At 38.5% G+C, this 23,164-nt stretch carries 21 protein-coding genes and 1 CRISPR repeat array; of the genes, 10 read left to right on the plus strand and 11 right to left on the minus strand.

Features of this window, described 5'->3' with window-relative positions; translation table 11 throughout:
- The first annotated feature begins 26 nt into the window (after nt 1–26).
- The 6 genes from yidC to U8521_RS10405 all read left to right on the plus strand — a co-directional run bounded on the left by yidC (nt 27) and on the right by U8521_RS10405 (nt 8,074).
- Complete coding sequence (yidC, locus tag U8521_RS10380) at nt 27–881, plus strand: membrane protein insertase YidC (RefSeq protein WP_334333205.1); 855 nt, start codon at nt 27–29, stop codon at nt 879–881.
- A 144-nt stretch (nt 882–1,025) separates the two neighbouring features.
- Nucleotides 1,026–2,414, plus strand: a complete 1,389-nt coding sequence (gene mnmE, locus U8521_RS10385; protein ID WP_334352677.1) for a tRNA uridine-5-carboxymethylaminomethyl(34) synthesis GTPase MnmE — start codon at nt 1,026–1,028, stop codon at nt 2,412–2,414.
- A 17-nt stretch (nt 2,415–2,431) separates the two neighbouring features.
- A complete protein-coding gene (gene mnmG / locus U8521_RS10390) occupies nt 2,432–4,339 on the plus strand; it encodes a tRNA uridine-5-carboxymethylaminomethyl(34) synthesis enzyme MnmG (protein WP_334333203.1) in 1,908 nt (635 codons plus the stop codon).
- A gap of 252 nt (nt 4,340–4,591) precedes the next feature.
- On the plus strand, nt 4,592–5,494 hold the full coding sequence (locus U8521_RS10395; protein WP_334352678.1) for a Gfo/Idh/MocA family protein: 903 nt from the start codon (nt 4,592–4,594) through the stop codon (nt 5,492–5,494).
- 316 nt (nt 5,495–5,810) lie between these two features.
- A complete protein-coding gene (locus U8521_RS10400) occupies nt 5,811–6,998 on the plus strand; it encodes a chloride channel protein (protein WP_334333201.1) in 1,188 nt (395 codons plus the stop codon).
- Nucleotides 6,995–8,074 (plus strand): S66 family peptidase, encoded by a 1,080-nt coding sequence (locus tag U8521_RS10405; protein WP_334352679.1) that lies wholly within the window; start codon nt 6,995–6,997, stop codon nt 8,072–8,074. Before U8521_RS10400 ends, U8521_RS10405 begins: the two co-directional genes overlap by 4 nt.
- Nucleotides 8,075–8,254: 180 nt before the next feature.
- On the opposite strand, the gene U8521_RS10410 is transcribed toward U8521_RS10405, so the two are convergent.
- Entirely contained in the window at nt 8,255–9,622 is a 1,368-nt protein-coding gene (locus U8521_RS10410; RefSeq protein ID WP_334333199.1) for an amino acid permease, read from the minus strand.
- A 147-nt stretch (nt 9,623–9,769) separates the two neighbouring features.
- Between U8521_RS10410 and U8521_RS10415 the strand changes: the two genes are divergently transcribed.
- Nucleotides 9,770–11,503, plus strand: coding sequence for a 1-deoxy-D-xylulose-5-phosphate synthase (locus tag U8521_RS10415; RefSeq protein ID WP_334352680.1), 1,734 nt, complete (start codon nt 9,770–9,772; stop codon nt 11,501–11,503).
- Between the two features lie 40 nt (nt 11,504–11,543).
- Here the strand turns inward: U8521_RS10415 and U8521_RS10420 are convergent, their stop codons facing one another.
- The 6 genes from U8521_RS10420 to U8521_RS10445 form a co-directional block, all read right to left on the minus strand.
- Nucleotides 11,544–12,614: an ABC transporter substrate-binding protein gene (locus tag U8521_RS10420; protein WP_334333197.1), complete on the minus strand. Its 1,071-nt coding sequence runs from the start codon at nt 12,612–12,614 to the stop codon at nt 11,544–11,546.
- Nucleotides 12,611–13,426, minus strand: coding sequence for an ABC transporter permease (locus U8521_RS10425; RefSeq protein WP_334352681.1), 816 nt, complete (start codon nt 13,424–13,426; stop codon nt 12,611–12,613). Before U8521_RS10425 ends, U8521_RS10420 begins: the two co-directional genes overlap by 4 nt.
- The gene (locus U8521_RS10430) at nt 13,423–14,256 is read right to left on the minus strand and encodes an ABC transporter permease (RefSeq protein ID WP_334352682.1); all 834 of its coding nucleotides are present in this window, start codon (nt 14,254–14,256) and stop codon (nt 13,423–13,425) included. The genes U8521_RS10425 and U8521_RS10430 overlap by 4 nt, the downstream gene beginning before the upstream one ends.
- Nucleotides 14,257–14,268: 12 nt before the next feature.
- Entirely contained in the window at nt 14,269–15,366 is a 1,098-nt protein-coding gene (locus U8521_RS10435) for an ABC transporter ATP-binding protein (protein WP_334352683.1), read from the minus strand.
- Nucleotides 15,367–15,386: 20 nt separating this feature from the next.
- Complete coding sequence (locus tag U8521_RS10440; protein ID WP_334352684.1) at nt 15,387–15,929, minus strand: helix-turn-helix domain-containing protein; 543 nt, start codon at nt 15,927–15,929, stop codon at nt 15,387–15,389.
- 497 nt (nt 15,930–16,426) lie between these two features.
- On the minus strand, nt 16,427–17,131 hold the full coding sequence (locus tag U8521_RS10445) for a glucosamine-6-phosphate deaminase (RefSeq protein WP_135374597.1): 705 nt from the start codon (nt 17,129–17,131) through the stop codon (nt 16,427–16,429).
- A 181-nt stretch (nt 17,132–17,312) separates the two neighbouring features.
- Between U8521_RS10445 and U8521_RS10450 the strand changes: the two genes are divergently transcribed.
- The 3 genes from U8521_RS10450 (at nt 17,313) to U8521_RS10460 (ending at nt 19,225) form a co-directional block, all read left to right on the plus strand.
- Nucleotides 17,313–18,152: an alpha/beta fold hydrolase gene (locus U8521_RS10450; RefSeq protein ID WP_334333191.1), complete on the plus strand. Its 840-nt coding sequence runs from the start codon at nt 17,313–17,315 to the stop codon at nt 18,150–18,152.
- An 86-nt stretch (nt 18,153–18,238) separates the two neighbouring features.
- The gene (locus U8521_RS10455) at nt 18,239–19,018 is read left to right on the plus strand and encodes a hypothetical protein (protein WP_334352685.1); all 780 of its coding nucleotides are present in this window, start codon (nt 18,239–18,241) and stop codon (nt 19,016–19,018) included.
- A gap of 9 nt (nt 19,019–19,027) precedes the next feature.
- Nucleotides 19,028–19,225: a hypothetical protein gene (locus tag U8521_RS10460; protein ID WP_334352686.1), complete on the plus strand. Its 198-nt coding sequence runs from the start codon at nt 19,028–19,030 to the stop codon at nt 19,223–19,225.
- A 29-nt stretch (nt 19,226–19,254) separates the two neighbouring features.
- Here the strand turns inward: U8521_RS10460 and U8521_RS10465 are convergent, their stop codons facing one another.
- The 4 genes from U8521_RS10465 to cas1 form a co-directional block, all read right to left on the minus strand.
- Entirely contained in the window at nt 19,255–19,752 is a 498-nt protein-coding gene (locus tag U8521_RS10465; RefSeq protein WP_334352687.1) for a hypothetical protein, read from the minus strand.
- A 94-nt stretch (nt 19,753–19,846) separates the two neighbouring features.
- Nucleotides 19,847–21,202: direct repeats of the CRISPR family, unit length 36 nt; unit sequence GGTTTGTAATCAGTTGAAATGACTTACTTCTAAAAC.
- 20 nt (nt 21,203–21,222) lie between these two features.
- Nucleotides 21,223–21,927: a type II-A CRISPR-associated protein Csn2 gene (csn2, locus tag U8521_RS10470; protein WP_334333187.1), complete on the minus strand. Its 705-nt coding sequence runs from the start codon at nt 21,925–21,927 to the stop codon at nt 21,223–21,225.
- On the minus strand, nt 21,924–22,229 hold the full coding sequence (gene cas2, locus U8521_RS10475) for a CRISPR-associated endonuclease Cas2 (RefSeq protein WP_334333186.1): 306 nt from the start codon (nt 22,227–22,229) through the stop codon (nt 21,924–21,926). Before cas2 ends, csn2 begins: the two co-directional genes overlap by 4 nt.
- 4 nt (nt 22,230–22,233) lie before the next feature.
- On the minus strand, nt 22,234–23,109 hold the full coding sequence (cas1, locus tag U8521_RS10480) for a type II CRISPR-associated endonuclease Cas1 (protein ID WP_334352688.1): 876 nt from the start codon (nt 23,107–23,109) through the stop codon (nt 22,234–22,236).
- Between the last annotated feature and the right edge of the window lie 55 nt (nt 23,110–23,164).

A 23,164-nucleotide genomic window follows, 5' to 3' on the forward strand; every position in this document is an offset into this window, starting at 1 on the left:
GTAAGTATTTTAATAAATAAAAAATAATGGGTGTAAAAGTGAATAAAAAAAGCTTAAAGAAGTACATAGGTATTGCGCTATTACTTAGTGTTGTATTAGTTTTAGCGGGTTGTTCTAATTTGAACGAACCAATCACAAGCCACAGTACTGGATTTTGGGATCATTATGTTTTGTATAATTTTTCCAGATTCATTCTTTGGTTAGCCTCTGTCGCTGGTAACAGTTATGGCTGGGCAATCGTACTTTTCACAATCATCGTGCGTGTTGTCTTGTTGCCACTTAACTGGTTCCAAATCAAGAGTATGAATAAACAAATGAAGATCCAACCTCAAATGAAGGCTCTTCAAGAAAAATATTCTGCTAAAGATGTGGATACGCAACAAAAATTGAGGGAAGAAACGCAAAAACTTTATAGTGAAGCTGGAGTCAATCCAGTGGCTGGTTGTTTGCCATTATTGATTCAAATGCCAGTTATGTTTGCCTTGTATCAAGCAATTTACAAGACAACACAATTGCGTGATGGGACATTCTTATGGATGCAACTAGGAAAGGCTGATCCATATTACATCATGGCCATTTTGGCCGGTGTATTTACTTTCTTGAGTACTTACATTTCCAGTCTTTCACAACCACAACAAAATTCGACAACGAAGATTATGACTTACGTTATGCCATTCTTCATTTTCGTTCCCGCATTGACATTCCCATCAGCTATTACAATTTATTGGGTTGTAACTAATGCTTTCCAAGTTCTTCAGACATTGGCTTTCCAAAATCCGTTCAAGTATCGTCGTGAACAAAAAGAGGCTGAAGAAGCTGAAAAAGAGAAACAACGTAAGATTAGAAGAGCTAAGAAGCGTATTTACAAGAATCGTAAGTAAATAATTGACAATTTCGAAAAAACTGTTTAAGATGTTCTAGAAATTGTACATAACATATATAGAAAAGTAGTCAAGGTGCTTTTCCGTCAAAGAGGCGGATTATGCACTTTTTTTATGCTCAAAAATAGAGAAGGGAGCTATTTTATGCCAAGTGCAGTAACGGAATACGATACAATTGCTGCGATTTCGACTCCTCCTGGGGAAGGTGCCATTTCAATCGTGCGTCTTTCAGGAGACCAAGCAGTTGACATCGCCGAAAAGATTTTTAAAGGAAAAGATTTACGAAAAGTAGCTAGTCATACGATCAATTACGGACACATAATTGATCCAAGTACTAAATCATTAGTTGATGAAGTTATGGTTTCAGTTATGCGTGCTCCAAAGACTTTTACTCGAGAAGATGTCGTTGAAATAAATACCCACGGGGGTATAGTTGCAACGAATAAAGTCTTACAACTATTGATTGGTTCAGGGGCTAGAATGGCCGAACCTGGTGAATTCACTAAGCGAGCTTTCTTAAATGGCCGTATTGATTTGACGCAAGCTGAATCAGTTATGGATTTGATCCGTGCTAAAACTGATAAAGCTATGCAAGTTGCTGTTAATCAATTGGATGGTAATTTACATCATTTGATTGCCAATTTACGTCAAGAAATTCTCGACTCACTAGCTCAAGTGGAAGTAAATATTGATTATCCAGAGTATGATACTGACCAAATGACAACGAAGATGTTGTTGGAAAAAGCTCATACGGTAAGTAAAAGTATCGATGAACTCTTAAAAACAGCTGACAGTGGTGAAATTTTGCAACACGGACTCGCTACGGCAATTGTCGGAAAGCCAAATGTTGGAAAATCTAGTTTGTTGAATCGCCTCTTGGATGAAGATAAAGCAATCGTAACTGACGTTGCTGGTACGACTCGAGATGTCGTTGAACAATATGTCAATATCGATGGTGTTCCTTTGAAACTGATCGATACTGCCGGAATTCGCGATACTGAAGATAAAGTTGAAAAAATTGGGGTTGAACGTTCAAAAGCTGCCTTGAAAAAAGCTGATTTAGTTATCTTAGTTTTAGACTCAAGTCGAGAGCTAGAAGGTGATGATATTGAATTACTTGATGCAACTAGCGATAAACGTCGAATCGTTATTTTTAACAAGACTGATTTGATACCCGTTATAACGCCTAATTCAGTTGTTCAACTGAAAGCGGATGATATTATTTTGCAAACTTCAGCCATTAAAAATGATGGAATTGAAACAATCAAACAAACAATCAGCAAGATTTTTAATTCCGGAATTGAAGACAATAGTAGCAATGTAATTATTACTAGTGCTCGTCAAGCTGGTTTGTTACGTAAAGCCAAAAATAGCCTTGAGAGCGTTATTTCTGGAATTGAAGCAGGAATGCCTATCGACTTAGTTCAAATTGATATGACGGACTGCTGGAACACTCTCGGGGAAATTACTGGAGAAAGTTATCCTGATGAGTTGATTACACAATTATTCTCACAATTTTGTTTAGGAAAATAGTAAAGGTGAACAGATAGATGGAAGTAAAAGAATTTGATTCAGAAACTTATGACGTCATCGTCGTAGGTGCTGGCCATGCTGGTTCAGAGGCTGCATTAGCTTCTGCCAGAATGGGTCAAAAGACACTCTTAATTACAATTAACCTGGATATGGTGGCCTTTATGCCATGTAATCCTTCAGTTGGTGGACCTGCTAAGGGAATCGTTGTTCGAGAAATCGATGCGCTTGGTGGCGAAATGGGTAAGAATATCGATAAAACTTACATTCAAATGAGAATGCTTAATACCGGTAAAGGCCCAGCTGTTCGTGCTTTACGTGCTCAAGCTGATAAGAATATGTACCACCGCGTTATGAAAGATACTTTGGAAAAGGAACCTAATTTGACTCTTCGTCAAGGTATTGCTGAAAAATTGATCGTTGAAGATGGCGTCTGCAAAGGAATCGTCACAGCGACCGGAGCTAGATATCACGCTAAATCGGTTGTCTTAACTGCTGGTACGTCTTCACGAGGTAAGATCATTATTGGTGAATTGATGTATTCATCAGGTCCTAACAACAGTATTCCTTCAATCAAATTGTCAGAAGACCTTGAAAAGCATGGTTTCAAGTTGACTCGTTTCAAGACTGGTACACCACCACGTGTTAACAAGGATACGATTGATTTTGATCAAACAATTGAACAACCTGGTGACAAAGAACCAAATCACTTCTCATTTGAGACACCAGACTCAAATTATTTACAACATCAAATCTCTTGTTGGATGACTTATACTAACGCTGATACTCACAAGATCATTCGTGATAACCTAGACCGTGCACCAATGTTTTCTGGTGTCATCAAGGGTGTTGGTCCTAGATATTGTCCTTCAATCGAAGATAAGATTGTTCGATTCGCTGACAAGCCAAGACATCAAATCTTCTTGGAGCCAGAAGGTAAAGATACTCAAGAATATTATGTGGGTGATTTCTCAACTTCAATGCCTGAAGAAATTCAATTGAAGATGTTGCACTCAGTTGCAGGGTTACAAAATGCTAAGTTGATGCGTCCTGGCTATGCGATTGAATATGACGTAATTGAACCTTGGCAATTGAAATTGAATTTGGAAACTAAAATTGTGAAGAATCTCTTCACTGCTGGCCAAATGAACGGAACTTCTGGTTATGAAGAAGCTGCTGGACAAGGGATTATGGCTGGTATCAATGCGGCACTTCGTGCTCAAGGTAAAGATCCATTTATCTTGCATCGTAACGAAGCTTATATCGGTGTTTTGATCGATGATTTGGTAACTAAGGGAACTAATGAGCCTTATCGTCTATTGACAAGTCGTGCCGAATATCGTTTGATCTTGCGTCATGACAATGCTGATCTTCGTCTAACGGATAAAGGTTACAAGCTTGGTTTGATCAGTGACAGTCGTTATAACGCCTTCAAAGAAAAGCGTCAAACCATTCGTATGGAATTAGACCGTCTATCTCGTAAGATGATTACTCCAAAGATGGCTTTACCATTCTTGAAAGCTCATGACTTGAAACCACTAAAAGATGGAATTTTGGCTGATCATTTCTTGAGAAGACCAGAAGTTCACTATCAAGATATTATTGATATGATTGGTCAAGCTGATTATCCAGTTGATAATCGAGTAGCTGAACAAGTTGAAATTGCTACTAAGTATGCTGGTTACATCAAGAAAGAAGAATTCCAAATCGAGCGTTTGAAGCGTATGGAATCAAAGAAGATCCCTGCAAGAATCGATTACACTAAGATTGACAGTTTGGCTACCGAAGCAGTTCAAAAATTGAGTAAAATCAATCCGGAAACAATTGCCCAAGCTAGTCGTATCAGTGGGGTTAATCCGGCTGATATTAGTATCTTGAGTGTTTATATTGAACAAGGTAAGATTGCTAAATTACCTGAAGCAAAATAACCGTTATAACGTTACATTAACGAATGCTAATAAAGAAAAACGTGAAAGAGACGTGTCGCAAGCGACACGTCTCTTTTTTTTCAAAAAGAAAGTAAAGTTAAATTTCCGCTTCCATTTATCATTTGATAAATAAAAAGTTCTAAGCAATAAATAGCGTTATGCTTAGAGGATGACATGGTTGCTGATGGTGGTAAAATTATAGACAGACAATCAGAAAACGATTACAAGTATTAATGATAATGGAGTGATAATATGGAAAAAATTGGCGTGATTGGACTTGGAAATATTGCACAAAAAGCTTATTTACCTGTCATGGCAACTTTACAAGATGAATTTGAATGGCATTTGACGACTCGGAATGCACAAAAAGGTGAGATGCTTGAACACAAATATGGCTTCAAACACTTTCACAAAAAGTTGTCTGAATTGATTGCTGAAAAGCCACTGGCGGTTTTTGTTCATACACCAACTAAGACGCATTTTGAAATCATCAAACAATTATTAGAAGCAGGCATCAATGTTTATGTTGACAAGCCGGTTTCTGAGAATTTATCAGAAGTCGAACAACTTTATCAATTGGCAGCTGATAAAAATCTGCTATTAACTTGTGGCTTCAATCGCCGTTTTGCACCATTTAATCAGGAGCTAAAAAAAGTGGCTGATAAGAGAACCATCGTCTCTGAAAAAATACGTGAAGATACACCTCAGCCAACCGCTTTTGCTATTTTTGATTTAATGATTCATTCAGTCGATACGGCAGTCTATTTGATGGATGAAAAGATTACTGATGTTAAAAACTTTTTGGTAACCAATGATGGTGATTTGGAGCAAGGTTACATGACTCTATTTGGTCAAAAATCACAAGTTCAAATTATCACTAATATGGTTGGTGGCAGTAATTTAGAACAAACAACAGTTCAAGGCAGTCAGACTCGTCAAGTCGTAACTGATCTGAATAAATTGCAAACATATCAAACGGGTGCGGTTTTGCAACAAGCTCGCCCCGACTGGGAAAATACTTTAGTAACGCGTGGCTTCAATCCAATTATTCACGCTTTTTTGGATGCGGTAACTAACGGATCTAGTAACCCAGTTAGTCCTGAATCAGCGATTTTGAGTCATAAATTGTGTGCTGATTTAGTAAAAACTATCTAAATACTATATCTTGTGACGAACATTTGTTTAGATACCAGATGTTCCATGTGAAACAATATGCCAAAAGGCTTGATAATTCAAGATTTCTCAGGGATTTTAATTGAAAACGGATTCTATTTTTTGCTTAAAAAAATAAAAATTGACCAAACACTTTTTACGTGCGATACTACATCTGGTGCCAAACCGAGGTAAGGGAACATGGTTGGCGCGCAAGCGTTTGGAAAATCATCGCACCTTGCCACTTAGGCTCTGCATTTTTGCAGGGCCTTTTTTTTATTTATTAATGATATAATCAGCAGTATTTAGAGAGTGGGTGATGGTAATTAAAAAAATTGCTTTTGTTAGTTACGGACTGTTTTTAAGTGCTGTGATTGGATTGATTGCGGCTGTCTTTTTAGTCCTAGAGAATTTCATCACGGAAATCATTTGGCACGGGCAAAATCATCTCGTTCAAACTTTTGTTGTTTTGGTGGGGAGTGTCATTTTGTATTTCCTCTTAAAAAAGTGGCCAAACCTTCCTAAAACAACGCATGATTCGATTAAGGAATTAAAAGAAAATCAGACGATCGATTATCAAGATGTCTTTTTGAATTTATTGATCACCATCGTTATTTTGGGTTTTGGAGCTGGTGTCGGTCCAGAAGCTGCCTTATTGAGTGCAATTATTTCGTTATCGATCTGGCAAGCGGATAATTTACGTTATTTTTATTTCAACTATGAAGAATTGTTGCAACTACCTTTGAAACAAGTTTTTAGACGGTTGCTTGATCCATTCAATTATCGTCAAAAGTACAATGCTCAAAAGGCGGTCAAGAATCCCAAATTGATCAAATGGAAAAAGATTTTGTACTTTGTCTTCACGGTCAATGGTATTTTGGCTTTTGGCCTATTGATCAAACAAACTGACCAACCTTCATTTATTACTAAACTTGGTCAAACTCACTGGACTTGGCAACAATTGTGGGTGGTTCCGGTGTTATTAATTATCGGAATAATCGTTGGTAAAATCTTAAAAGTGGCTGGTCAATTATTCGAAAAAATGGTCGACCAACTTAATTTATCACTAGCTGTCAAAATTTTGTTGGGTGCTTTGGGCATTATTGTAGTAGCTTTTTTTGTTCCTGATTTATTGTTCTCTGGTCAGCACAGTTTACATTTATTGGTCACGACTTGGAGTCAAAAACCGGTTTTAGAGTTGTTCATTTTAGCCTTCTTAAAGTTGATCTTTTTAGTCTGGTGTTTGAGTTTAAATTGGCGTGGAGGAAATATTTTTCCGATTACTTTTGCGGCATTAACCTCAGGATTTGCCATGGCGCAGTTGTTGAATGTTGATACGTTATTAGTCGTGGCAGTCTTTGCGACTGTCTTGATGAGTGAATTGTTATCACCAATTATCGCAGGAATCTTTTTGATACTATTTTTCCCGATTCAATTATCGGTAATCATCATTTTAGTGGCGGTAATTATGTGGCTGAAAAATAAATATTTGGGAGGGGTTTTATGATTAAACCGCAAGCTTTACAAAAGGGTGACCATGTCGCCATCGTCAGTCTGTCCTCAGGGGTCTTAGGTGAGAAATCAGTTGCTCATGAACTAAGAGCTGGAAAAGTTAGAATGAAGGAATTAGGCTTAGTGCCAATCTTCATGAAAAACAGTTTGAAGGGATTAGATTATCTGAAAAATCATCCTGAAGCTCGGGCAGAAGATTTAAAACAAGCTTTTAGTGACGCGGAAATCAAAGGGATTTTTTGCGCAATCGGTGGGGATGATACTTATCGTTTGGCGCCTTATTTGTTAAAGGATGAAAGCTTCATTAAAAATGTTCAAGAACATCCCAAATTATTTACTGGTTTTTCGGATACAACGGTCAATCATTTGATGCTCTATCAATTGGGTTTAACGACTTATTATGGACCTAGTTTTATTAATGATGTGGCAGAATTAGGGCCAGATCTATTACCATATACAAAGAAAACCTTGGAGCATTTCTTTAATAATCCAAAGACAACAGAAATTTCCAGTAGTCCAATTTGGTATGAAGAGCGAACTGATTTTTCCAGTCAGGCAGTCGGCACTTCCCGAATTAGTCATCCTGAAAAAAGAGGTTATCAAGTTTTACGTGGATCGGGCAAAGTCACTGGAAAATTACTCGGAGGTTGTTTGGACAGTCTAAACAGTCTAATAGTTGACCGTTATTATCCAGATGAACCAAGTGTCAGCCAAGAATTTCATTTATTACCAGATGCGGATGAATTTGTCGGTAAGATACTCTTTTTAGAAACTAGTGAAGAAAAACCTGACCCAGCTTTGTACAAGACGATGCTAGAAAATCTCAAGCAACGGGGAATCTTACAAAATGTGGCCGCAATTATTACCGGCAAACCACAAAATGAAATTTACTATGAAGATTATTGTCGAATCTTAAAAGAAGTAACTGCGGACTTACAAACACCACTGATGACGAATCTCAATTTTGGACATGCTTATCCAAGAACAGCTTTACCATATGGATTAGAAGCCGAGTTAGATTTGGATTTAGGTAAATTGACGATTACGGAACCATATTTTCAAAGTAAATAATGATTAATTTTGATCTGGTATTTTTAAACAATTAAAAAACAGCGCCTGTTCATATATATGTACATAGAATTAACTACGTATTTATGAATAGACGCTGTTATTTTTTACTATTTTCAGATTATCCCAATCGTGTTTTTGTGGAGGGAGGCAAATTTCGCCACCAACGAATAGCACAAAAGATTATTTTCTATACCCATACATAAAGTAAATAATTACTCCTAACAAAATCCAGAAGATAAATGTTATCCAGGAATTGATGCTGACTTGGGTCATCAAAATCAGACACAAAATAGCTGAAATTGCTGGTAGCCAGGGATAAAGTGGGACTTTGAAATCACTCTTAGGAACGTCACTGCGGTGTCTCAAACGGATGATACCTAAGGCCACGAAGACGAAGGACAACAACGTGCCGATATTGACCAAGCTAGTCAATTCTTGTAGCGAGACGAATCCACCTAACAAAATTGCTAGTAGTGAGATTGCATTGAGTGACAGGATTGGCATTTTTGCTTTGGAATCTATTTTTCCAAAGGCTTTAGGAATCATGGCATCACGGCCTAAGGCATAGATCAAGCGAGAACCGCCATAAACGGTGTTGAGCATCATCGTGAACATGCCGGCGAGGGCTCCGATACTGATGAGGAAGGTCACTTTGCTGAGTCCTACTTGTTGTAAGGCATAGACGACCGGATCAGAAACATTTAGGTCTTTATAATTGATCATTCCCGTTAACACAGCTGACAAGATGACGTATAAAATTGCGCAAATTGCTAGTGAAACCATAATACTGATAGGGATGTTCTTTTGCGGATTCTTTACTTCAGGAGCGGATGAGGGGATAACATCAAAGCCTAAGTAAGCAAAAAATACTAAGGCTGCTCCCTTTACTACTCCCATACCACCCATGGGAAAATAAGGATGATAATTTTCTGGTTTGATGTAGAAAAGTCCGATAATAATGAAAGCCAAGACGACGGCAATTTTGACGAATACCATCACTGTATTCATTCTAGCGGAGGCTTGGATTCCTCGTCTCAAAAGTAAATAGATCAGAATTAAAACGATCACGGATGGTAAGTTAATAAAGGTTCCATTACTGGGTGAAAATGGACCTGTGATAGCTTTTGGTAAAGTGACGCCTAATCCTTTGAAGAGACTGACAAAATACGCTGAAAAGCCAGATGAGACTGCTGAGACTCCTAAAACGTATTCCAAACACAAAGCCCAGCCAATCAACCAGCCAGGAAATTGACCGAAAATAATACTACCGTATGAATAAGTACTGCCAGCGACTGGGAAAGTGGATGACAATTCCGCAAAACACATCGCCGTCAAGACACAGACGATAGCTGCCAAAATAAAGGAGATCGTGATTCCTGGACCAGCTGTTCCGTAAGCGACGATACCAGGTAGAATGAAAATTCCCGTCCCGATGATGGCGCCGATTCCCATCGAAATCAAGTTCCCCTTAGTTAAAACTTTTTCAAAATGAGCATCACCGGCCACAAATTGTTTGTAGTCGGCCTTTTTAAATAATTTTTCTTTCATAAGAAACCACCTATATATAAGTACAACTTACTTAGGTTACTTGTTGGCAGGATAATTTGTCAATAATCTTCGAAAAGTTCTTGACCTAAAGTTAACTCGAGGGTCTAAGATGAAATCATTGATATTTTGCATTGAGGGGAGAAAGTAATGAATACACCAATTTTAGAAACAATTAATCAACCAGCTGATTTGAAAAAACTGTCACGCGAACAGTTGACTCAATTGGCTAAAGAAATCCGCCAAGTTCTTTTGAATAAAGTTAGTCAAACTGGCGGTCACGTTGGACCAAACTTAGGTGTCGTTGAATTGACGATTGCCTTTCACACCATCTTTAATTCACCAACTGACAAAGTAGTTTGGGATGTATCGCACCAATCATATACCCATAAGATTTTAACAGGTAGAAAAGAAGCTTGGTTGAGTAAAGACCACTTCAACGATGTTAGTGGCTATACAGAACCAGAGGAAAGTCCACATGATTACTTCAACATCGGTCACACCTCAACTTCGATTGCTCTAGCAACTGGGATGGCTAGTGCCAGAGATTTGCAAGGTAAGAGCGGTAACGTTATGGCAGTTATCGGTGATGGTTCACTTTCTGGTGGACTTGCCTTAGAAGGTTTGAACATCGCTGCTACTTTGAAATCTAATTTGATTATTTTAGTTAATGATAATGAAATGGCTATCGCTGAAGATCACGGTGGTATCTATGAAGGACTAAAAGAATTGCGTGACACTAACGGTCAAAGTTCCCACAATCTCTTTAAAGCTATGGGGCTTGACTACAGTTACGTTGAAAATGGAAATGATATTTCAACAATGCTCGATGTGTTCAAGGAAGTTAAGGATATCGACCATCCGATCGTCTTGCACGTCCATACTGAAAAAGGTCACGGCTATCAACCAGCTATTGACCATAAAGAAGCTTTCCACTGGCACGTACCATTTGACTTGGCCACAGGAAAAACTTTGCATCCGGTAACTGGTGAAACTTACACTGACGTAATTCACAACCAATTGGAAAAGGAATTCTCAGCCGGTACACCAATTACAGCTATCACGGCGGCAATTCCTGGAAGTTATGATTTGAAACGTTTTGGTAAGAAACACCCTGAAAATTACTTTGATGTCGGAATCGCTGAACAAGAGTCGATTACGTTAGCAGCCGGTCAAGCTAAGATGGGGATGCGTCCAATTGCCTTTGAGTCAGGAACTTTCTTGCAAAGAGCTTATGATCAATTGTCACATGATTTGGGTATCAACAAATTGCCAGTGACGATCATGGTTTCAGGTGGCAGCATCAGTGCTGGAGATCCAACTCACCAAGGAATTTTCGACGTTGCTATGTTGAGTAACATTCCTGGATTGACTTATTTAGCTCCAACGACTAAAGAAGAATTACAAGCTATGATGCATTACGCTTTGCATCAAAATAACGGACCAGTTGCTATCAGAGTTCCAAGCAACGGCGTTCATTCAAGTGAATTAGCCGATTTTGATGCTCACAAGATGAATGTTTTACACAAAGGTCAAAAAGTTGCTATCTTAGGCGTTGGAAGCTTGTTGCCACTAGCCCAAAAAGTTCAAAACGATTTAGATTTTGACGCAACCGTAATCGACCCACGTGATATCTCAAAACTAGATGAAGCAACTTTGACTAGTTTAGAGAAAGACCATCAACTAGTAGTCACGCTTGAAGAAGCTAGTTTAAGTGGCGGCTTTGGTGAAAAGGTCAGTCGCTTCTATGGCAATACTGATGTTCACACTTTGAATTTCGGTGCTGCAAAACGATTCAACGACCGTGAAACTACTGCTGAATTGTGGCATGAATTTAAATTAACACCAGAACAAATTGTAAGTGAAATTAACGCTAACTTGTAACAAAAAAACCTGGCATTTGTCCAGGTTTTTTTGTTGCGTATTAATGGTGCAATTTAAATTCTAGGTAACGATCGTTATATAACCCGACTTCAGCTGGTGTTAAGTCCTTATAAATTTGTAAGTGGCGAATTGTTTGATCGTCCGGATAAAACTGGCGGTCGTTTTGAATAGCTTTTGGCAATAAGGCTTTGGCCTTCTTATTGGGCGTTGCGTAACCAATGTATTCCGCGTTTTGCGCCGCATTTTTCGGTTCACTCATGAAGTTTAAGAAGGCGTAAATAGCATCAAAGTGCTTGGCAGTTTTCGGAATGACCAGGTTGTCAAACCAGAGGTTACTACCTTCTGAAGGCACGATGTAGTGCAAGTGGTCGTTTTCATCCAGCATTTCACTGGCTTCACCGGACCAATCGACAGCGATGGCGGCTTCGTTTTGAATCATGTACATTTTAATTTCGTCAGCGACGATTGCTTTAACATTAGGTGATAGCCGGTTTAGCTTATTGCGGGCTGCCAAAAGGGTAGCTGGGTTCGTCGTATTCATCGATTTGTTCATCGATGCGAGTGAAAAACCCATCACGTCGCGGGCACTGTCAATCAACATAATTTTATCACGGTACTTGGGTTGCCAAAGGTCGTTCCAGTGATTAATACTACCTGCTTTGACGAACTTATCGTTGTAAATGATTCCGAGCGTCCCCCAGAAGTAGGGCACTGAGTAGCGGTTATGTTTATCGAAGTCAAGGTTCATGAAGCGACTATCGTAGTTAGCCATACCGGTCAGGCGCTTCTTATCAAGTGGTAATAACAGGTTGGCTTTTTTCATTTTTTCAATCATGTAGTCACTCGGCACCGTTAGGTCGTAACTAGTCCCGCCCTGCTTGATTTTGGTGAACATGGCTTCATTGCTATCGAACGTTTCTACGTTGACGTGGTAGCCGGTTTGTTTTTGAAATTTAGTCAGTAGATTGGGGTCGATATAGTCTCCCCAAGTATATAAATTCAAGACTTTTTTGCCGGTACTGCCGGAAGTGGATTGCAGCTGGTTAGCACCGAATGCCAGTAGGCCACACACTGCGAATAAGGCAACGATGATACTTAGTAGCTTTTTCATTTGCGGTGCCCCCTCGTATTAGCGTGTCGGTGCCGACTGCTGTATTGGTTAATGAAGTAATAGCCGATAACTAAGATTAACGCCAACAGGAACATGAGGCCGGACAGCGCATTAATTTCCAAGTTGATGCCTTGACGCGCCCGCGAGTAAATTTCGACGGATAGGGTCGAAAAGCCGTTCCCAGTGACGAAAAAAGTGACCGCAAAGTCGTCAAGCGAGTAGGTCAGCGCCATGAAGAAACCGGAAAGGATACCTGGCATGATGTATGGAATTGTGACCTGACTTAATAGTTGCCAGCTGTTGGCTCCAAGGTCGGCGGCCGCGTCTAACAAACTCCGACTCATTTCCTGAACTTTTGGTAGGACCATCAAAACGACGATTGGAATCGAGAAGGCGATGTGGCTGAGTAAAACTGAACCGAAACCTAAGGGGATTTTAAGTGCCGTGAAGAAGATTAAAAAACTAGCACCGATAATAACGTCTGGTGACACCATTAAAATATTGTTCAGTGAAAGTAACGTATTTTTAGTAACGGTGCGGGTCGTTTGACTAATTCCCAGCGCTCCGAGCGTCCCAACAATCGTGGCTAAGATTGATGAAAGCAGCGCAACGAGTAGGGTATCCAAGAAAATCGCAATCAGGCGACTGTCGGTGAATAGGTCCTGGTAGTGTGCCCAAGTAAAACCGTGGAAATTGTTCATCGTGTTGCCTTTACTGAACGAGTAGACGATTAAAAAGATGATCGGTGCGTACAGGATGATAAAGACGAACCAGAGGTATAGGTTGCGCCATTTAAAGTTATGAATGTTCATTTCGTTCCCTCCCTTTTCGTTCGACGTTTGCTGCCACCGGTCAGGCTCATGATGATGACCATCGCAATGATCAAAATTACCCCAATGGTCGAGCCCATTCCCCAGTTCATGGTCGTTAGGAAGTGTTCTTCAATCGCGGTCCCGAGGGTGATTACCTTGTTACCACCAATTAAACGCGTCAACATGAAGAGTGATAATGACGGAATGAAGACGGCTTGGACACCAGCTTTGACTCCCGGCAAGGTCAGTGGAAAGATGACTTTACTGAAAGTCTGCCAGGACGTGGCACCGAGATCCTTACTAGCGTTAACGTAAGATGGATTCAGTTCATTGATCGAGTTATAAATCGGTAGGACCATGAACGGAATTTGAATGTAAGCCGCAACGAAAATAAAGCTAAACTTGGTGAACAAAATTTGTTGCGGGGCTATGCCGATGAATTGTAAAAACTGGTTGGCAATTCCCGCCTGACTGAAAATACCAATGAAGGCGTAGGCTTTCAATAATAAGTTGATCCAGGTTGGCATGATGATGAGTAGTAACCAGAGTTGTGGATACTTAGTAGTGTTCAGTACGTAGGCGGTCGGATAACTGATTATCAAAGTTGCAAAGGTAATTAAAAATGCATACCAAACGGAATTTAAGGTCATCATTAGGTAAGTATTGGACGAAAAATAAGTTTGATAATTGCTCAGTGTAAAGTGGCCGTTGATGTCGAAAAATGATTGGTAGACCAGTAAGACTACTGGTGCGATCACGAACAGGCCAATCCAAAGTATGTAGGGAATAAAGTAGGCTGTTTGCCGACTTAACCGTTGTTTACGTTGCATATGCTGTCCCTCCTAATCATCTTCGTATTTTTCCAGGCGGGCGTCGAAGGCCGCTTCGGTTTCGTTAAGGCGCATGACATGGATATCTTGCGGGTCAAAAGTCAATCCGATTGGTTCACCTTCGTCTGCCGGGTTGGTCGAGTGGACTAGCCATTCATTGCCGTCAGTATCGTAGGCGACAATTTCAAAGTAATTGCCGCGGAATAGTTGGGAATCAACGGTTACCACGAGTTTACCCTGAGCAGCCGCCACGATGTCCAAGTCTTCAGGTCGTAAGACGACTTCAACGGCCTCATTAGATGGTATGCCGGCGTCGGCGCATTCAAAGGATTTGCCCACGAATTCAACTTGGAAGTCTTGAAGCATTTTGCCAGGGATGATGTTACTTTCACCGATGAAATTGGCGACGAAGTGGTTGATCGGCTCGTCATAAATATCAACTGGTGAACCGCCTTGTAGGATTTCACCAGCACGCATGACGAAAATTTCGTCACTCATGGCCAGGGCTTCTTCCTGGTCGTGGGTCACGAATAAGAAGGTAATCCCAAGACTTTGTTGTAATTCACGTAGTTCGTACTGCATGTCTTTTCGTAATTTAGCGTCCAGAGCGGATAGTGGTTCGTCCAGTAACAAGACTTTTGGTCGCATGACTAAGGCTCTTGCAATTGCGACCCGTTGTTGTTGACCACCAGAAATTTCATTGATTTCACGGTCACCGAAGTCGGCGAGTTGAACCATCGCGAGGGCTTCGCTGACCCGTTTATCAATTTCAGCTTTGGAGAGCTTATTGAGTTTTAATCCGAACGCAACGTTTTCGGCAACATTTAGGTGTGGGAATAGCGCGTAGTCTTGGAAGACAGTGTTGACTTGACGTTGGTTGGCGGGAAGGTCGTTAACGACTTGACCGTCAAATTCGACGTCGCCGGCCGTGACGTCGGTAAAGCCGGCAATTGTCCGTAAGATGGTCGTTTTACCACAACCGGAAGGTCCCAGCAGCGTGTAAAATTTACCGGCCTCGAGTTCTAAATTGATATTTTTGAGGATCTGATGGTCCCCGTAACTTTTATAAACATTTTTTAACCGAACAATCGGTTGGATATTAACGGCCAAGAAAAAGACCTCCTTGTGATTTACAAATAAGACGCGTTGGTGACTAGAGTAAACGTACAGGACGTTTGACCAGCGTTACGAACTTGGTGCGTCTGGGTTGCATGATAATAAAGAGTGTCACCAGCAGTTGCGCGGTGATGCGTAGTGCCAAGCTGTAAATCTAGTTCACCGGTTTGGACCATGATAAAGATTTCTGCCAGCGAGGGCTCAAGAGCTTTGAAGCAACCATTGGGCGCGAGCGTAATGGTAACGGGTTCGAGTTTGTTTTCTTTCGAAGCCGGCACCAGCCAAGTTAAACGGTATCCCAGTGCTTCATCGTCATAAGTCGTTTGCTCCGTTGCCCGGTAAACAATCTTACGGCTGGGTGATTCCGGTGCGAAGAATGCGGCGGGGCTACTGCCTAGCACCGCGAGGATTGAGAAAAAGGTCTCCATTGAAGGCGACGATTGATTATGTTCAAGTTGTGATATATAACCTTTACTAAGGTCGGTACGTTCAGCTAGTTCCTCTTGGGTCAGTTGTTTCTGAACCCGTAGGTTGTGGAGTCGTTGACCAATGTCCATGACGCTCACCTCGATTTCTGTTTTCTTAGAGTAAACAAAAAGTTTAGTACGAGCTCTAATTATAGCGAAAAATGACGCTAGAGCAAGTTAAAAATTGCTGATGATGACATATTAGTTTGATTAAATGAAAAAATGAATCTTATGCAATAAAACCCCGACATGCCGGGGTTTTATTGCATAAGAATAGATATGGTACTCATATCATTGTAATTAGGGTGTCTAAACCAATCGTAAAGAAGCATTCATGTTCATGTTTATCTTACAATATTCAATTACTTTAATTCATTATTCTTTTAAACGTTTTTCTAAAGTGGGAACACTTATCTGATATTTTGAGAATTTCAAATATTCGAAAGTCCAAAGGTATCGGGGCTGATGTTCTTTTAGGGGGTGGCAAGAAGTAAGAACAGCACTTAAAGTGGTAAGCAATAGAGATAAGAGCGGTTTTTATTACAAAAAAATAGCCCTAAAATTAATTAGGACTACGAATTAATCGATTACTTTAATTTTGATGCAGCAGCGTCGTCAACGATGATTGTTACATCTGGGTGGTTTTGCAAAGCACTTGCTGGGCAGTCTTCTGTAACAGGACCGTCAACAGTTGCGGCAATAGCGTCAGCCTTAGCTTCACCATAAGCTAGAAGGATGATCTTCTTAGCTTTCATGATTGAGCCAATACCCATTGAGTAAGCAAAACGTGGGACATCTTTTTCATCTTCGAAGAAACGTGTGTTAGCTTCGATAGTTGATTCTGTTAGACCAACTTTTCTAGTCGTACCGTCAAATGGTGAACCTGGTTCGTTGAAACCAATGTGACCATTTCTACCGATACCTAGAATTTGAAGGTCGATAGGATTTTCTTCAATGATCTTGTCGTATTCTTTTGTAGCAGCTTCAGCGTCAGGATTTGAACCATCGGGAACGTATGAATTCTTGAAAGGCTTCTTGTTGAATAGGTGGTCTTTCATGAAGTAGTGGTAACTTTGTTCATTATCAGCATCTAGTCCCACATATTCGTCCAAGTTAACTGATGTGATGTTAGAAAAATCAAGGTCACTGCTTGTCATTTCGTTGTAAAGCGTGATTGGGCTACTACCAGTAGCTAAACCGAGAACTTTAGCACCATTTTCAAGGTCCTCTTTAACAAGTTTAAAAGCTTCTTTACCGCCCATTTCGGTATTCTTAACTTTAATTATATTCATCTTCAAAAATCTCCCATCTCTATTTATCTGGTCTAGTCCAATTTAATGCATTTTAAGGATATTGTCAACAAATTTGGGTAATTAAGTAAAAAAATTTATAAAATGTCTATAATCAATGCAAAATCTTCACAACTTAGGTATATTTTTTAATATAGAGATAAAACTAAAGAGGCAGAATAATTTGGAAAAAATATTATCTACATCCGAGGGTAACGTCAACACAAATCTAGTTGGATCAGTTAACAGTGAAAAGATTATCGTCTTACTACCTGGTATCAATGGTTCAATTGAGTATTTCAATGAAATGATTCCCTACTTAAAAGACAAATACACCGTTATAGCGCTTGATTTATTAGGTCAAGGTAAATCTTCTAAGGTCAAAGGTGGTCACTATACGATCGACTCACAAGCTTGGAATATGCTTGAAGCAATTGCCCGCTGGAAGATAACTAATCAATTAATCATTTTTGGTTATGGCGTCGGCGGACTGATAGCAGTAAATATGGCTGAATTGCGTGGCTTTACGGTTTCAAAACTAATTCTTTTGAATACGCCTGCCACTGACAAGTACGCTGAGATGGATGCTAGTTCACGAGTTGCCAATATTCCGTTGTTGGGTAAGTTGGCAAAATCTCCAGTTAAGTCCAATTTGTATTTTGCCAAAGACTTTGACAAGAAAACTTTGGCGGATCCAAAAATTGTTGACGAAGCAGCCAATCTAGTCGATCACAAGGTTGAGAAAAAGTTGCAAGGGATGTCTTCAGCATACTTGAGCGAAAAATTCTTGAACAAGCGCTTGCGTAAAATCAAGATTCCAACATTGGCACTTTATTCTAGAGACGATCAAATTTTGACGGAAGCTGGAATTAAGGATGCCAAGGCTACAATTGGTCGCGTGCCTGATTTAAAGATTGAAGATGTCGACGATGCTGGTCATTTGGCAATACTGGAACAACCTCAAACTATTGCTGAAAGTATCATTGATTTTGACGAATCTACCGTTAAAACTGAAGAAGAATAACACTTAAAAAAACACTCCAAAATGGGGTGTTTTTTGTTTTGAAAAAGCATTAATTTGTGGTTATAGTTAGGGGCAAGGAGGGTGCTATGAAAAGACGGCGGTGGCTTTATTTATTGGCAATGATTTTTGGAATTATTTGTACAAGTCAGGCAGTTTTGGCGGACGTTTCTAGTGGACCTAATACGGGAAAATTGGTGTATCAAGATAAAGAATATATCACCAATGGTCAATATGATAAATTGGTGAAGATCAATCAAGGGTTAAATGTTGGCCCGCACCCACAATCGATTAATTTGATTATTAAAAAGCAGTTTGACGAATATGGCAATGACGATATTATGTTGAATACTAGCTTTAATTTCTTGAATAAGAATCGTTCGTTGTGGTTAGGCGATTCAGAAGGTCATTCAGCAAGTTTTTCTAAAAGATGGGGCTCTGGCAGTAATTTTTTAATCGTCGATCTACAAAATAATTTATTGTGGTTTTACCCTAGTGGGCAGGCCGCGTCTTTTTTGACTGATTATGGTTATAAGGTCTATCGTTCGGGATATAATTTTAAAATTGAGCACAGTAATGCTTCGAGAAAAATTGATGTGGCGCTTGACGTGGCAGATGAGATGACACCGGAATTAAAAAAGGTGGCAAGAAGTAAAAAACGATTGCATAATTTGAGTTTTGAAGATCTATTTGAATTTTTCAGGAAATATTTGATGATATTGATTTTTCTGACGCAAATTATTGTAGCTATTATTTATACGATGACTAAGAAAAAGGGCCGTGGTCCTTATCAGCCAGAAATTAATGATTCTTATGATGCAGGATTCAATGAAGGCTATTATTATGGGAGAAATGATCCCTCAAATTAGGAGGTAAAGATGGCTTTTATCGAGTATTATTTTGGATTGATCGTTATGATTGTCACAATTCTAACTTGGCGATGGACCGTCTATTTGATGATGGATATTCCCAAAGGGTCTTCTCCTAGACAAGTTAAAATTGGTAAAATTTGTCGGTATATTATGCTATTTAGTGGCTACTTTTTTATTGTTTGCTGGATGTTTATGACAGCATGAAAAGAGCTTGATTCTTAGAATCAAGCTCTTTATTTTGTCTTAACGAGTGGAATTAAATTTTTATTCTTTTGAGAACTAGCAACTGGTACGTAAGATTTGTTGTCCTTGTAGACGAATTGGATGACGTCGTAATTATTGTCGAGTTTCTTAGCAGATTTTTGGATGATGTTCTGAATTGAGCGGATGTACAGCTTTTGGTCGGTAGTGGCGTTGTTATTTTGAACGGCTTCATAAGTAGTTTTGATGTATTTTTGAGTCTGTTTGTCAGTTAATACCACTATGATCACAGTGTGTGATTTCTTACTGGTTTTGTCGTTTATGTTGCGATCTTCTTTGACCGTGGCGACTTTGCCGTTGCTGTTGAATTGTTGATTGAGTTCTTTTTTGATTTTAGGGTATGTGGGTGTTGTTGACGGACTTGGCGTTCTCAAAGTGAAGAAGGAAAACAGGACAGCAAAAATTATTACGCCAACGATGGAGATTATTAGTGGAACTTTTGGAAGTGATTCACGATATCTTTTTTGCATGTTTAACCTCCTGTGATTACGGAAATTATAGCAGATTTTTTTGGGTTTGTTTGGGATGAAGGGGAAAATAAAACCACTGCTTGGTGTTTGCAGTGGTTTTTTGTAATTTGAGATGACTTACTTCTAAAACTTGATAAACGTTTAAAGTATCCTGATCCAAGGTTTGTAATCAGTTGAAATGACTTACTTCTAAAACTATTGAAGCCTTTTGAAGCTTCTTGTGACTGGTTTGTAATCAGTTGAAATGATTTACTTCTAAAACAATGGCGACGATTCAAACGTTAAACGTTGGGGTTTGTAATCAGTTGAAATGACTTACTTCTAAAACCCAGGCACTAAACCACACTATATTATTGACGGTTTGTAATCAGTTGAAATGACTTACTTCTAAAACTTGGTTCCTGACTTTCATAATTATGAACTTGGTTTGTAATCAGTTGAAATGACTTACTTCTAAAACCCGAACATATACATCGTATATAATTCATCCGGTTTGTAATCAGTTGAAATGACTTACTTCTAAAACAAGTGATTAGGTTGAGCAATCAAATTGATTGGTTTGTAATCAGTTGAAATGACTTACTTCTAAAACAATGGGATTACTGCAGCTGATGCAATTGGTGGTTTGTAATCAGTTGAAATGACTTACTTCTAAAACCTGCTTCAGTAGTTCAGCAGGCTATGAATAGGTTTGTAATCAGTTGAAATGACTTACTTCTAAAACTAATAAACTGTTTTTGCTAAAGGTCGTGGAGGTTTGTAATCAGTTGAAATGACTTACTTCTAAAACAATTTATTAATAATAGATTTATCAGTATTTGGTTTGTAATCAGTTGAAATGACTTACTTCTAAAACAATTTATTAATAATAGATTTATCAGTATTTGGTTTGTAATCAGTTGAAATGACTTACTTCTAAAACAAGGCAAGAGCTTGAAAATGCTCGAGAACCGGTTTGTAATCAGTTGAAATGACTTACTTCTAAAACCTGCCCTAAGTCTTTTTCTATTTTATTTTGGGTTTGTAATCAGTTGAAATGACTTACTTCTAAAACCCAGCTGCAGGCTCTTCAATTGATGTAACCGGTTTGTAATCAGTTGAAATGACTTACTTCTAAAACACCGGTACCCTCGACTAACCCAAGCATCTTGGTTTGTAATCAGTTGAAATGACTTACTTCTAAAACATAGTGAATTTAGTTGCCGCTCAAGTTGTTGGTTTGTAATCAGTTGAAATGACTTACTTCTAAAACTTGTCTTGTAAGATTTCCTTAACGTCCTTAGGTTTGTAATCAGTTGAAATGACTTACTTCTAAAACTCAATTACGTTAATACACACTATGCGGAGTGGTTTGTAATCAGTTGAAATGACTTACTTCTAAAACGAAATGTCGTTTCAATTAATGAATATGGTGGGTTTGTAATCAGTTGAAATGACTTACTTCTAAAACCGTTGATTTCTAATTAATCTCTAATAATCAAACCTAACGTGATCTTCATCAATTGAATACAATTTAACATTTAAATCATCTTCTTTCAGCGTCATTGGGAATGATTCTAGGGAAATTACTAGTAAGTTCAACGATTTTAGATAGTCATTTAACTCATTTAATTGATCATGACTAAGTAATCTTTCTAAATTATGAAATAGAAGTAATTTTTTGCTAGTAAACTCACTATAAAAGCCTACTATACTTGTAATTTTATCACAGTAGCTTTGCCAATTACTATCATCAATACGTATTTCTTTGGCTTTCAGTAGTTTCTCGAAGTTAGCGAACGGATCAAAGTTTATTTCTGAATCGTAGGCAGTTATAGCTTCAAAAACAAGGTTGTTTTCATTAGCGTTTAGATTTTCTATTTTTTCACGTAGTATCGGAGAGTCATGGAGTATTTTTTTTAAGACATATTTTATATTTGAAGTGGAATTTAAATTATATCCAGTTAAGTCGCCAATGAAAGATATGTCGGTCAACCTTTCTTCTAATATTTTTTTAGGATTGGTATAAAAGTGTACTACTCTATCAGGATCATCGACTAAGGTATCTTGTTTTTTCAATTTATTGATTCTGAACAACAATTGAGAATATTCAACTTTATTTTGAAAATTGAACAGGGTGATACCGTAGTCTAAGGGAAATGGTTCGTAAGGATAAATTGTAATGGATGCCTTCATATCACTGTCAACCTTTCAAACGTATTTTCGACAGATTCATTTTTTTTACCAGTAATGAAGGTCATGGATGCAAACTGTTTTTCAGTAACAATAAGTGACTGAATTAAACCACTTTTAGGAGCGTAAAGGGAGATTTTCTTTTCCAATAGCTGAGCAGCTTGTTTATCTATCAAAATACAAGTGTAAATTGATTCTTGCATCATCATGAAGCCATCCCCGTCGAGATGCTTTCGAAATTGGCGATAATTCTTGCGGTCTCGTGCTGTCAATGTAGGTAAGTCAAACATTATTATCAATCTCATTACTCTAGCCCTCATCTTTTATAATTACCTTTCCAATTTGTTCACGCTTGCCATTTAAAAAATCGATTGAAGCATGAACGTATTTGTTAATGCCAGTCTTCAAAGAATAATCTTTACCTTCAAAAGACACTATTTTGTCGAGTGTAGTAATTAATTCAAATTTTACGTATTCGTCAAATTGATAATCTCTTTTTTCATAAACGGTCAGATCGATTGCTTGTCGAAATGGTTCCATTAAATCACTAGAAAGATTGAAGAAGTTTTTCATGCTGTGATGGTGAATACCCAGTTGTGTTAAATATCCTTGAGAGACTATTTCTTGGTTAAAATTTGATAAGAGAATTGTATAACCATAATTTAACATCATCCCCACCCGAGTCTCATTAGTTCGAGTAAAGCCATCTCCGTAAAGAAGTGGAAAATACTTTTTAGCAATAACGGCTTCCCGGTTTGATTCGTCGTTATCTAAAATTTTGTTGTATTCTTGGTCAAGTGAGGTAGTATCGATGCCTAATTTTTTGGCGACATCGATTTGATTCTCAATTTTATTTTTAATGATGTATGTCCAAAGTTTTTGTTTTTTATCAATTGTCCAAGAAATCTGGTCTTCGATATTTTGATTACGATTCACATTAGAATAATAACCATTTAACTCTGAACAAGGATTATGATCTTGGTCACAAAAAATGATCTTAATGTTGCTTTCAACAAGTTTAGAGATTAAATAGCCAGTAATCACTGCTTGTGTGGTGCCGACGATAACACAATGTATATGATGAAATGGGATTCGCTTGATACTGTCAGTAGTTTGAACTAATAAATGATTTGATTTATAAGATAATTTAGCTTTCTGAGTAATATAAATTGTTTCCCAACCCATTTTTTCTCTCCTATTCTGGTTGTTTTTTGAATGAAATTGAAATATAATTTACTTG

Origin of the sequence: Companilactobacillus miaonis, from assembly GCF_036913615.1 — a bacterium.
Lineage (GTDB): Bacteria > Bacillota > Bacilli > Lactobacillales > Lactobacillaceae > Companilactobacillus.